The 13,183-nt window shown below is 69.2% G+C and carries 3 protein-coding genes; all 3 read right to left on the bottom strand.

Going from position 1 to position 13,183, the window contains the following annotated elements:
- The 3 genes from FOJ82_RS05910 to FOJ82_RS05900 all read right to left on the bottom strand — a co-directional run bounded on the left by FOJ82_RS05910 (nucleotide 1) and on the right by FOJ82_RS05900 (nucleotide 13,120).
- Entirely contained in the window at nucleotides 1–3,345 is a 3,345-nt protein-coding gene (locus FOJ82_RS05910) for a family 43 glycosylhydrolase (RefSeq protein WP_143937549.1), read from the bottom strand.
- A 19-nt stretch (nucleotides 3,346–3,364) separates the two neighbouring features.
- Nucleotides 3,365–7,642: a beta-L-arabinofuranosidase domain-containing protein gene (locus tag FOJ82_RS05905; protein WP_143937548.1), complete on the bottom strand. Its 4,278-nt coding sequence runs from the start codon at nucleotides 7,640–7,642 to the stop codon at nucleotides 3,365–3,367.
- Between the two features lie 120 nt (nucleotides 7,643–7,762).
- Nucleotides 7,763–13,120 carry an immunoglobulin-like domain-containing protein gene (locus FOJ82_RS05900; protein WP_143937547.1) on the bottom strand — a complete coding sequence of 1,786 codons (5,358 nt, stop codon included), beginning with the start codon at nucleotides 13,118–13,120 and terminating at the stop codon, nucleotides 7,763–7,765.
- Nucleotides 13,121–13,183 lie beyond the last annotated feature (63 nt).

Genomic DNA, 13,183 nt, shown 5'->3' with positions numbered 1-13,183 from the left:
TCAGATCTTGAATCGGACGATGTTGTTGAAGACCCAGCCCGCACCCTGGCTCCAGGTGAACGAGCGGCAGCCGTTGCGGCCGGTGGCTGCGGTGTCGCACTCGGTGCGCCACCGCCGACCGTCAGTGGCCGTCCACTCCCCTGCCACGCCCAGCGGGTTGGCGGACCACTGCGCCCGCTTCATGGTGGGCAGGTAGGTCAGGTTGTTGAACACCCAGCCGCCGCCGGACCAGATCTCGGTGCGGCACCGGATGGTCTGGGAGTAGGGCTCACAGGTGGTGTGCCAGCGGCGGCCGTTCACCTCGTGGAAGCCGGGCGTGGAGTACAGGTCCTGGCCCGCAGGGACGTGGGGCCAGGTGACCTTCGGGTCCGACGTGACGGTGACCGTCACCGTCGGCGCGGGTTCGGCAGTCGGCGGCTCCTGGCTGGGATCTTGGCTGGGATCCGGGCTCGGCTCCGTGCTGGGCTCCAGCGCCTCGATGCTGGTCAGGGTGGGAACCACCTTCTCGATCAGCCCGTCCTCGCCGAAGCGTAGGTGGTCGATGGTGGTCTCCCGGTTGTTGCCGTTGCCGCCGGGGATGGCGAAGCGGTGGTAGACGATGTACCACTCGTCGGTCCCGGGCACCTGGATGATCGAGTTGTGGCCGGTGCCGAGGATTCCCATCGAGGGGTCCTTCTCCAGGATGACGCCGTGGCTCGTCCACGGGCCCTCCGCGGTAGGTGCGGTGGCGTAGCCGACGCGGTAGTCGGGCGAGCCGGTGTCGTCGATCGAGTAGGTCAGGTGGTAGGTGCCGTCGCGGTACACCACGAACGTGCCCTCCCGGTAGTCCGGCAGTCCGCTCATCTGCTGGATGGTGCCCGGCTCGAGCGAGACCATGTCGTCGGCCAGTTCGGCCATGACCGGGCGGCCGTTGCCCCAGTAGAGGTAGTACTTGCCGGTCTCCGGATCGTGGAAGGCGGCGGGGTCGATGGCCTGGCCGGAGGTCACGGTCTCGTTGTTCAGGATCATCGCCTCGGGCTGCGCGGTGAACGGGCCCTCGGGGTGGTCCGCGACGGCGACGCCGATGGTCTTGCGGTCCACCGAGGGGTTGTGGCCGGAGAAGTAGAAGTAGTACTTCCCGTCCCGCTCGATGATGGTCGGGGCCCAGGCGTTCCCCGTGGCCCACGGCACGTCGCCCTGATCGCCGTCGAGGGTGAGGAACGGCTGCTCGGAGCGCGTCCAATCCCTCAGGTTGTCCGACTTCCAGACGTAGAACTCCTGCCCTCCCCAACCGGGGTAGCCGTCGCTGGTGGCGTAGATGTAGTAGGTGCCGTCGAACTCGGCGACGTTCGGGTCGGCGTACAGGCCCGGCAGGACCGGGGAGCCCATCTCCACCGCGGTCACGGTCCACTCCCGGACGGTGCCGCCCTCGCCGGTGATGGTCAACGTCACGGGCTCGGTGTAGTCCTGCGCCCCGGTCGGGCTGACGACGTCGCCGGCTGCGGTGACCCAGGTCGGGTCCAGGCCGGTGAGGTCGGTTCCCGGCTCCACGGGGAGCACGACGGTGCCGGCGGCGCCGTCGATGATGGCAGGCACCTTCAGGGAGTCCAGCTCCACGGCGAGGATGGAACCGGGGGCCGCCAGCTCACTGGCCGACAGCGCACGGTTGTAGATCCGGAAGTCCGAGATCGCGCCCTTGAACAGCTGGTCCGCGTTGTACAGGGACTTGCCGATGTAGTTCGCTGCCACCGCCCCCTCCGCAGGGGTGTCGATGTCGCGCGGCAGCGTCGCGGTGCGCACACTGGCCCTGGCGACGCCGTCGGCCCAGGTGGTCAGGGCGTAGGTGCCGTTGGCCTGCCGCTCGATTGTCAGGGCGATGTCGGTCCACGTGTCCTGCGGCAGCGCCGACGTGGTGGCGGAGGTCTCCTCCGTCCAGTTCGTGGGGGTGATGGTGCTGCGGTAGTTGGAGTTCTGGAACAGGTAGCCCCAGCCGATGCCGTCCGAGGTGCGGGTCGAGCCGAGTCCCCAGATGAAGTGGTTCCCGGTGGTGCGGGTCTTGATGCGGGCGGCGACGGTGATCTCGTCCAGGTCCGTCATCAGAGCGTCGGGGAGGCTGATCCAGTCATCGCCGCTGAACGTGAGGGCGTCGTCCTCGGTGGTGAAGGTGCCGTGGAACTCGCCGTCGTTGCCGTTGCCCGAGGCGTCGACGACGCTCTGCTCACCCTCGAAGGCGGTCAGGTCGTAGTGCAGGATGGGTTCCTGCTGCGGGGCCGGCGGCTCCGGCGGCCCGTAGGCCGCCATCAGGGCGTCGTACTCGGCGTCCGTGATGGCGATGATGGAGCCGTGGCGCTTCTTCATGCCGAAGTCGTAGTCCGTGCTGGGGATGCGCGACCAGCTGGAGTCGGGATCGGTGATGGGCCGGGTGTCGCCGATGTCGGTGGTCACCAGCGGGTAGTAGCCGGCACCCGAACCGTACTGGTCCACCAGCAGCGCCCACTGGTCGACCGGGTTGCCCTGGTCGTCGAGCGGTGCGTCGTCGTCGTTGTACTTGAAGAACTGGGGGCCCTCGACGTCTCCGCCCGTGAGGCCGAAGCCGAGGCCCTGCAGGTCGGAGATCCGCTCCCAGTCCCCGTGCAGGCCGTTCTCACTCTTCTCGATCGTGAGCTGCCCGTCGCCGGAGGCGCGGAAGTAGGTGTCCTCGACCTTGATGATGTCGGTGTCGATGATGGTGCTGCCGGCCCCGCGGTCGATGTAGAGCTGGGCCTCGGTGAAGGTCTGGAAGTCCGTGGTGTGGGCGTAGTAGATCTTCAGGTGGTCGCCGGTTCCGCCAGGGGTCTTCGAGGTCCAGTAGACCATCCAGGCCTCAGCTTCCTCGTCCCAGATCGCCTCGGGCGCCCAGACCATACCGGCGCCCTCGGGGGCGATGTCGACCAGGCGCGGCTCGCCCCAGTCCACCAGGTCCGCGGACTCCCACACGACGATGCTGTGGCTGCCGTCAGCGGTGGCGTCGGTGTTGCCCCAGCCACCCCGGTGGTAGATGCTCAGGTCCGTCGCGATCAGGAAGAACCCGCTGTCGTCGCGCTTTCGCACGATGTAGGGGTCACGCACGCCGGTCTCCCCCACCTCTGAGGTCAGGATCGGTTCGCGGTCGTTGAGGTCCTGCCAGAAGTGGCCGTCCTGGCTGGTGGAGAAGTAGATCTGCTCCATGTCCGGGCTGCTCTCCAACCCCGTGAAGTTCACGAACAGGTAGGAGGTCAACGGGTCGGTTGGCTCCGCGTGGGCCTGGCTGCCGACGGTGAGCAGGCCAGGCACCAGCGCGACCGCGGAGGCCAGCGCCACCAGCTTTCGGTTGATCGGTTTCGTCATCGGGTTCTCCTTGGTCACTTCAGATCTTGAAACGGACGATGTTGTTGAAGACCCACCCGACGCCCTCGCCCCACACGAAGGAGCGGCAGCCGTTGCGGCCGGTGGCGGGCGTGTCGCACTCGGTGCGCCAGCGGCGCGAGTCACTGGTGAACTCGCCGGGGTTGGCCAGCGGGTTCCTCCCCCACTGCGCTCGGCTCATGTGGGGCAGGTAGGTCAGGTTGTTGAAGGTCCACGCGGACTGGCCGTGGTTGGTGGCCCAGATCTCCGTCAGGCAGCGGATGGTCTGCGAGTACGGCTCGCACTGCGTGTACCACCAGCGCCCGTTCACGTTGTGGAACCCGGGAGTGGAGTAGACGTCCCCCGGCTGGGCCGGCGCGGTCACCGTCGCGGTGGCGGTGGGCGACGGGGACGACGTCGTGGTGGCGGTCGGCGTGGGGGTCGGCTCCTCGGAGGGGTCGGTCGTCGGCTCGTCCTCCTCGACCACCGTGATCGTGTAGGTGGTGGCGGTGGTGTGGTCCTGGGCCACGGACTCCACGGTGACGACGGTGCCGTCGGCGACCGCCACCTCCCGGGGCAGCGTGTCGTCGACCAGGATGCCGTCGACCTTCACGAGGCCGCTCGGGACGGCCGGCGCCAGCTCGAGCAGGACGGTGGTGGTGCCGGCGGGGACCGTCAGTGTCAGTTCGGTGCCGCTCCCTGAGATGGTTCCGGGGTCGGCCGTCAGCGAGGTCAGGGCCGAGTCGGTGCCGTAGCTGGCCGACGGGCGGGTCCAGATGCCGAAGATGCCACCCACCCAGCTGGATCCGGTGCCCTGGAAGCGCACCTCCACCACGCGCACGGGTTCGCCTTCGTCGTCGAGAACCAGGTTGCCCCCGGCGTCAAGCTTCGGCACGGCCGCGGCCACCACGTCGGCGGGGATCTCGTCGCACTGGACGTAGAAACCGTCATGGTCGGTGACCCGCTCACGCTTGAACTGCTCACCGTCCAACAGCACGTCCCAATTGCGCCCGACGTCCTGTCCGTCGCCGTAGAGGCGCACGCACAACTGGTTGTGCTCGGCCCCGGTGTCCACGGCCATCTCGTAGCTGAACCAGGAGTCGGGCTCCGGCGGGGCGTGCCGGAAGCTGAAGCCTCCGAAGGACCCGACGGTGGAGTTCGCGCTGGCGCTGTAGTTCTTGTCCGCCTCGCTGTTGTTGTTGTCGAACGAGGTGAGCGAGTCGATGGTGGTTTCCGCCTCGCGCAGCTGTTCCTTCTCCCGCAGGATCTTCGCCTGCGCCTCGGGCGAGTCCGGGCTGATCAGGGTCATGTAGAGGGCGTAGCGGGCCTCGTAGAGGCTGTAGTACGGGGTGAACTCGAGCTCCGCGGCGGCCGGGTCCACGTTGCGGAGCCGGAACACGAGGCCGTCGGGACCGGATGCGTCGGTGGGGATCCGCACCAGGTTCTCGGCGATGTCGGCCTTCCAGGCCGCCGCGTCGTCGACCACGACGTCGCCGCTGAGCGACTTGTCGGCGTTGCTCATCCGCACCAGGACCCCGGCCACGTAGTCGGCCTCGACGTTGTCGCGGCTCAACTCGGTGGCGAGCAGCACCGGCCCGTAGGAGAAGGCGACCCAGTTCGGGTTCTCGGTGTTGTCGTCGACGGTGACCTCGGCCGGCAGGCGCCACGTGATCCGGTCGCCCTCGGCGATCTTGAACGAGACGTACCCGGGGACCTGCTCGGTCGCCTCGGCGAGGGCCGCTTGGTCGACCGTCTCGCCGTTGATGGTCAGGATCGGCCCGGAGGCGAGCCAGGCCGGCTTGCGCAGGCGCAGCACCGTGCCCTCGACGACGCCGTCGCCCGTGCCCGCGACGGTCAGCGTGACGGTGTCGGTCACCGGGATGTCCCCGTTCTGCGTGAGCACGAGGCCGTGCTCGGCGGAGGTGAACGTCGAGGAGTGGAACTGGTTCACCCAGACGGACTCGGCGTCGGTGGAGTAGAAGCCGGCCGAGAGCATCGTGAACTTCTCGATGCCGGTGCCGTGGTCGCACCAGAACTCGTCCAGGGGGTGCCCGAAGACCTTCGCGTAGCCCGCTGTCATGGGCTGAAAGTAGGTGACCATCCCCGTCTCCGGGTTCTGGGTGGAGACCACTGCGTTGATGAACGTGGTCTCGTAGAAGTCGGCGTACTTGACGTCCTTGCCGGCCCGGAACAGCAGGTTGGTCAGCTTGAGCATGTTGTACTCGTTGCAGCCCTCCGAGGTGGAGTTCTCCCCGTAGCCTCCGGTCACGCCGCTGGTGCCGTACTCGAACAGCGTGTCGGGGCCGTGGAAGTGCTCGGAGTAGCTGTTGCCGCCGTTGGCGTAGGTGTGGTCGTCGACGACGATCTGCCAGAAGTTCTCGGCTGCCATCCGGTACATCTCGAGATCCGCCTGTCCGGCGTCGTCGAGGGTGGCGTAGAGGTCGGCGTCCTCCGTGAAGATCCGGTACCGCGTCATGGCCCCGACCAGCTTGGGGATGGTGGTGTTGGCGTGCAGCCCGGCCAGGACGTCGCGGCCCTCGGCGAGTGCCCGGAAGAGTTGGACCTCGTCGAAGTACTCTGCCGCGCGCAGGTGGTCCGGGTCCCGCGTCAGGTCGAAGAGCTCGTAGAGGGCCTCGTTCATGCCGCCGTACTCGATGCGCAGGAGGCTGCCCGGGTCGGCCTGCCGGTCGCCGTAGGCCTTGACGAACGAGCCGAAGCCCGCGGCCACACCGAGCGCCTTGTCGCCCAGCTCCGAGGGGCCGTACTCGTGGGCGTCCAGGAGTCCGGCCAGCACCTTGTGCAAGTTGTAGAACGGCACGAGCAGCCCGTCGCGGCCGCCGGGGAGGTAGGAGACGGGGAACGGCGAGACGTAGCCCGCATTGGCGGGGTCCAGCTCGGCCTGCGCGGCCTGGACTCGGGCGAGCCCGTCGACGGCCTCGGTCAGCTCGGCCAGCAGCAGGTCCCGGCGTCCCGGGTCGTCCTCCGTGGACCAGGACTGGGCGAGCGCGGTGATGTAGTGCCCGAAGAAGTGGCCCTGGAAACGCGTGCCGGTCTCGCGCTCCCAGCCGCCGTAGCCCTCCGCGGTGGTGGGCTCGAGGCCCGCCTGCTTGTAGAAGGAGTACAGGAACTTCTCGGAGTCCAGGCTCAGGAGGTAGTCCACCGTCTTGTCGTGGGCGTTGGCCAGGTACGGGTCGGTGATCTCCACCTGGGCCAGCGCGGGCAGCGCCAGGAACGGGACGCCGACCTCGCCGCCGACGGGGATGACCACCTCGAACACCTTCGTGACCGCCTCGCTGCCGCCGTAGCTGGCCGACGCCGTCAGCGCGACCGTCGCCGGGGCGTCGCTCGGGCGGGTGACCGTGGCAACGCCGTCGGTCACCTGCAGGTACGGCGAGTCCGACAGCCACGTGATCTCCGAGCCGCCGACGCCGCGCGTCGGGAGGTTGAACGACGCGCGCACCGTCGGTGGCACCACCACCTGCTCCAGGTCGGAGGCGGCGACGTCCGCCGGTTCGAAGTCCGGCACGTGCTGCTGGTGCAGGACCACGACGTCGGCGACGTCGGCGACAGCGTCGTAGAGGAACCAGTCGTCCAGGGTGCCACGCAGGTGCGAGCCGTTGTACACCGGTCCGTTGAACCCGATGGTCTTCGGCATCGTGGGGTCCGAGCCGAGCACGCCGGTGGCGTCGCCGCCGATGCCGCTGCGCACGACCGCGTCCTGCGCAATGCCGTTGCGGTAGAAGTTGACCGCCTTGGACTCGCCGTCGTAGGTGACCACGACGTGGGTCCACTGCCCGGTGGGGAAGAACTCGGCGCGGGGGGCTCCGACGGCCACCTTGTAGGGCTGGCCGCTCGCGGGGCCGATGGACAGTGCCAGTGGGGTGTCGGAGTTCTCCGACGACAGGTACCAGCCGTCGGAGTTGTACTGGGACTTGCTCCAGGTGAACACCTGCTCTCCCGAGCCCATGTCCGCGTCCGGCCGGTACCAGAATGACAGCGTGAGGTCAGACGGCTGCAACGCCTCAGCCGTGCCGAGGTCGACCACCGTGGAGCCGTCGAACGACAGCGCCTGACCGGAGATGCCGGCCACCCAGCTGGACTCGCCGCTGCGCATGGTGACGTCGTGGCCCGCCGGGCCGGCGTCCTCGAGGTTGCCGTCGAAGTGCAGTCCGAGCACCTTGGCGTCCTCGATGGAGGGGTCGGCGGCCGACGCCGTCGTCACCGGGGCGAGTGCCAGGCACTGGACGGCGAGCACTGCCGCCAGCGACAGGGTGAGGGTTCTGAAGGGATGCTTGTTCATCGTCGAATAGCTCCTCGGGATTGCGGTTCGCCCGTCGTTGGGCCGGTGATGTGAGCGTTCACACTTGCGTTGTGGTGGGGCCCCGGGGACCCGTTGCCGGGTCCCCGGGGTTCGGGGGGATCAGGGTTGCCTGAAGCGCACCATGTTGTTGAAGATCCAGCCCTGGGTGGGTCCGTGCACCCACGCACCCGAGGACAGCTGGCTGGAGCCGATGTAGTCGCCCCAGATGTAGGAGCGGCAGCCTCCCCTGCCGGTGGCGGCGGTGTCGCACTCGGTGCGCCACTTGCGGCCCTGGCTGGTGAACTCCCCGGCGTTGGCCAGCGGGTTGGTGCCCCACTGTGCGCGGGTCATCCGGGGAAGGTAGGTGAGGTTGTTGAAGTGCCAGCCGGTGTCACGCACGTAGCCGGACACCCCCTGGTTGATCTGGGTGGCCCAGATCTCCGTGCGGCAGCGCAGGGTCTGCGAGTACGGCTCGCAGGTGGTGTGCCACCAGCGTCCCGAGGAGTTGTGGAAGCCGGGGGTGGTGTAGACGTCCACCGGGGGGCGGACCGTCTCGGTCGGCTTCGGCGAGGGCGCCTGCGTGGGCTCCGGGCTCGGCTCCTCCGACGGCTCGGGGCTCGGCTCCGGTGAGGGTTCCGTGGTCGGTCCCGCGAGGAGCTGCACCTCCTCGGCGGTGAGGCCCCGGTCGTAGAGCCGGAAGTCGTCGACCGCTCCCCGCAGTAGCGGGTCCTCCGCGTACATCGAGCGGCCGATGAAGCCGGAGAGGAGGTCCGCCGGGTCGTCGAGGTCGGCCGGGGAGGAGGTGGTTGCGACCTCGCCGACGAGTTCACCGTCGACGTAGTACTTCAGCACACCGTCGGCCAGTGTCGCCGCCGTGTGGGTCCAGGAGTTGGTGAGTTCGGGACCGTTGGCCCGTTCCTCCCCGCTCCAGGTGTCGACGGTGATGCCGGTGGCCGAACCACCGCTCCAGTGCCTCGCCGCCTGGAACAGGTAGCGGGTGCGATCGGCCCCGAGGCTCCACACCCACGGGCTCTGGGAGCCCACGGCCTCCCACCTCACCCAGGTGGCGACGGTGAGGTCGCCAGCGGCGAGCAGCCCCTCGGGGAGCACCACGTGGTCGTCGGCCCCGTCGAGCCCGAGCGCCTGCTCGTTCACCCCCTCGGTGCCGGAGGGGGCACCCGCGAGGGTGCCGTCGTTGCCGTTGCCGGAGACGTCGGTCACCACGGTGGAGTCGAGGTCCTCGAACTCGTAGCGCAGCAGCAGGCCGGCCGAGACGTCCTCGGTGACGGTCACGGACACGCTGCCGGAGACGGCACCGTCCGCGGAGCCGTTGGCCACCACCGTGATGGTGGCGGCGCCCAGCGCGTGCGCCGTCACCAGACCCTGCTGGTCCACCGTCGCGACGGTCTCGTCGGAGGACTCCCACGCCAGGGTCTTGTCGCTGGCCGAGCTGGGTGCGACCTGCGCCGAGAGCTGCCGGGAGCCGCCCGGCTTGAGCGCCACGGTCGTCGGCGTCACCTCGAGGGAGGTGACCAGGACCGGCCCGTCCTGGACGGTGATCTCGGCGACGGCGAGGACCCCGTCGAAGGCATCCGCGAAAATGCCCTCGACACGGACCGTGCCGATCTCGTCGAAGTCGGCCGGGTCGAGCTCGGACCACTGCACCGCAGCTGTTCCGCTGGTGCCGTCGGCCAGGGTCACGGGGACCTCGGCAGGCAGCGTCGGCACGGTTCCGGCCTGGACCGTCAGGGCGAGCACGTCAGCGGCGGAGACGAGCGCGTCGGGCTGGTAGGCCTCGAGCAGTCGCAGGTACTCGGCGCGGGTGACAGGCAGCACGGTGCCGTGGCGGGGGCGGTCGGGCATCTCGTAGTCCGCCGGGACCGTCCAGGCAGTGCGGTCGCCGTCGAGGTCGGTGGTCTCGAACGGGACGTAGCCGCGGCCTCCGAACTCGTCGATGAACATGTACCACTTCTCGGCCAGGTTGTCCTTGAAGATCGTCGGCCCCTCACCGCGGGCGATGCTTCCCGAGCCGATGCACTCGTCGATGAACTCGTAGTCGAGGGAGCGCAGCTCGGTGGACTTCTCGCCGGCGATGAACTTCGCGCAGGAACCAGAGTTCCGCTCGTCCTTGGTGAAGCGGTAGTAGGTGTCGTCGTGCTTGACGACCGTGGAGTCGATCACCGAGTAGCCGGGGTCGATCCAGACCTGCGGCTCGGTGAAGGTGTGGAAGTCACGGGTTGTGGTGTACATCATCCGGTTGTGGCTGGACCCGGTGTGGGCCGGGTTGTCGCTGGCGTAGAGCTTCGAGGCCCAGAACACGACGTAGGCGCCGATGCTCTCGTCGTAGAAGGCCTCGGGGGCCCAGGTGTTGCCGGCCTCGGGGGGCGAGACCTCCACGAGGCGCTGGTCGGTCCAGTTCACGAGGTCGGTGGACTCCCAGACCATGATCGAGCGGGAACCGGTACGCTGTGCCGCGTCCCAGTCACCGTTGCCGTGGATCTTGAGGTCGGTGGCGATCTGGTAGAACTTGTCTCCCTCGGGGGACCTGATGATGAACGGGTCCCGGAGGCCCTGCTCACCCAGCTCGGAGGTCAGGACGGGCTCGTTGTCGTTCAGGTTGCGGTAGTGCAGCGCGTCGTTGCCCCGGCTGAGGCCGAAGTAGACCTGCTCGCCGTCCGCGTAGCCCTCTCCCACGAAGTAGGAGAACAGGTAGCCCTCGAGTGGCTCGGCCTCGGGCAGCGGCGGCACCGTGGCTTCGAACTCGCGGGTGGCCACGTCGTCGCCGACGGTCACGGTGGCGGCCAGCGTCACGACGGCCGCCTCCCCGCCGCTCGCGGGACGGGTCACCTCACCGGTGGCGGTGATGACACCGGGCTCGGAACTCGCCCAAATGACGCTCGCGTCGGCGCCGGCGGTGGCGGGCAGCGTGAGGTTGCCCCGGACGTCGTCGACGTCGTGGACCACCAGGGCGTTGGCCGCCTGCTGTGCCGGGGTCACCTCGACGGGCTCCTCGCCGGCCAGCGCGAACCACTCGAAGGTGACGCGGTGCGACGGCGCGGCACCGGCCGCCAGCGCCCAAAGTCCGACCTCGGTGATCGGGAAGTCGACGGTGAGGGTGCTGGTGGTGACCCAGTCCGTTCCGTCCCAGTGGGCCATCGCCACCTGGTCGCCGGTGCGCTGCAGCCGCAGCCACTCCGTCGTCGAGCCCGGGCGGGCGGCGAAGCTGGATGCGTAGGAGGCGTTGCGCTCGAGCGCGTCCTCGATCACGATGGGGCCACCCTCAGCCCAGCTGACGTGTGCCACACCGGTGCGCACGTAGTTGTCCTGGTCCTGCCAGGCGAGCAGCCCGGCCCCGTTGTGGTCCGCCGCGACGGCCTGGTCCAGCTTGGCCCACGCGGTGAAGTCGCCCTCGGGGGCGTCGACCATGAGGATGTTCTCGTGGTCGTTGGCCGTCTGCCACATGTCGCCGGGCAGGGTGTTGATGGTCAGGGTGCCCGGGTTCTCGGTGAGGCTGATGCGGTCGAGCTGCGGCTTGTGGACCTGCCACTCGCTCCCCAGCTCGGGGGCGTCGAAGGAGTCGGTCCAGGCGTGCGCCGGGATGGTGGGGCCGCCGTCGGCGACGACGGTGACCTCGACGGTGTCCGTGCCCAGCCCGTCGGCGGTGGTGCCCGTGACTGTGGCGGTGCCGGCTGCCCTGCCGGAGACGGTGCCGTCCGCGGCCACCGCGGCCACCGCCTCGTCGGAGCTGCTCCAGGCGATGGCGCGCCCGGTGGCGTTCAGCGGTTCGACGCGCGCCTCGATGTGGGCCGATGAGCCGACGACCACCTCCAGCGTCTCCGGCTCCAGCGCCAGGGACGAGACCGGCACTGCGTCCTCGGTGACGGTGACGACCGCACGCGCGGTTACGTCGCCGGCGGCGGCGAAGGCGCCCTCGACGGTGAAGCTGCCCACGGTCTGGAGCGAGGCCGGGTCGACGGCGTCCCACTCGACGGTGACGTCGCGGGTCTGGCCGTCGAGGCCGGTGGCGGGGATGGCCTCGGGCAGGGTGAGCGTGTCGCCCACCTGGACGCTCAGCTCGACGGGGGCTGCGGAGGTGAGCATGGCGTCGGGCTGGTAGGCCGCGTAGAGGGCCTGCAGTTCGCTCTCGGTCACGCCGATGATGCCGCCGTGGCGGGCGGGCGGGAGGTCGGCGTCGAGCGCGGCGGTCCATTCGGCGCTGGCCAGGTCGTCGGTCTCGAAGAGCATGTAGCCCTGGCCGCCGTGGTAGGAGGGCTGGTCCTGCAGCAGGTACCAGTGTCCGGGCTGGTCGTTGGCCGGGAAGACCGACGGTCCCTCACCATGGGTGTAGGTGCCGCCCCACGGGTTCGGTTGACCGACGCCCACCTTCTCCTTGACCGTGGTCCAGGAGGTGGAACGCAGGTCGCTCGAGGTGTCCTGGCGCATCGCCATGTAGCCCTCGTCCTTGATGATGCGGTGGTAGGTGCCGTCCTCCTCGGCGATGGTGGCGTCGATCATGCCGAGGCCGGAGCCCTTGTCCTCGTCGACCCAGACCCGGGGCTCGCTGAAGTTCACGAAGTCGCGCGTTGTGGCGTACATCATGCGCTGGTAGCTGTCGGCGATGTTGCGGCCCGCCACCTCGGCGGTGTCGTAGAGCGCCGAGGCCCAGTAGACGATGTACTCGCCGCGGGTGTCGTCGTAGAAGGCCTCCGGGGCCCAGGTGTTGCCCGCGAACTCGGAGGAGACCTCCACCATGCGCTGGTCGGACCAGTTCACGAGGTCAGTCGACTCCCAGACCATCAGGGAGTGGCTGCCGCGCTCCTGCGCGGAGCCGAAGTCGAACCCGTCATAGTTGGCGTACATGTTGAGGTCGGTGGCCAGTAGGTAGAACCTGTCGCCGTCGGGGCTGCGCATGATGAACGGGTCCCTGAGGCCCTGCTCCCCCAGCGTGGACTCGAGCACGGGCTGGTCGTCGTTCAGGACCGTCCACGACTTCGGCGAGTTGCCGGTGCTGGCGGCCATGTAGATCTTCTCGCCGTCGGCGGTGGTCTCGCCCTTGAAGTAGGGGAACACGTAGCCCACGAGCGCCTGGTCCGCCGGCAGGGGCTGCACCTCGAGCGCGATGGTGGCCTGCGCGCCGGGCGCGCCCTCGGCGCTGGCCTCGACGGTGAGCACGACGTCGACGGGCTCGCTGCCCGCCGGGGGGCGGCTGACCTCACCGGTGGCGGTCACGACGGCCGGGTCGGAGCTGGTCCACTCGAGGATGGAGCCGGTGGCGCCGGCCCCGGGCAGGTGCACGTTGCCGCGCACGTCGTCGGCGTTGTGGACCGAGACGGCGGCCACGTCGGCGGCCGGGTCCTCGCCCGCGGCCCATGACGGCACGGCCATCGCGCCGAGGAGCAGGGCGGTGCTGAGGACCGTCACCACGGAGGTCCCGGCCAGTCGATCGACCGGGGAAGGGGCAGGGTTCGAGACACGCATGCGCTGAGCCACTTTCGTCGTTGAACAAATGACTGGTTCTTGGGCCGGGACTGTGCGGTGTCC

The organism is Tessaracoccus rhinocerotis (assembly GCF_007197885.1).
GTDB classification, from domain to species: domain Bacteria; phylum Actinomycetota; class Actinomycetes; order Propionibacteriales; family Propionibacteriaceae; genus Arachnia; species Arachnia rhinocerotis.
This window is presented reverse-complemented; position numbering and strand designations above follow the sequence as displayed.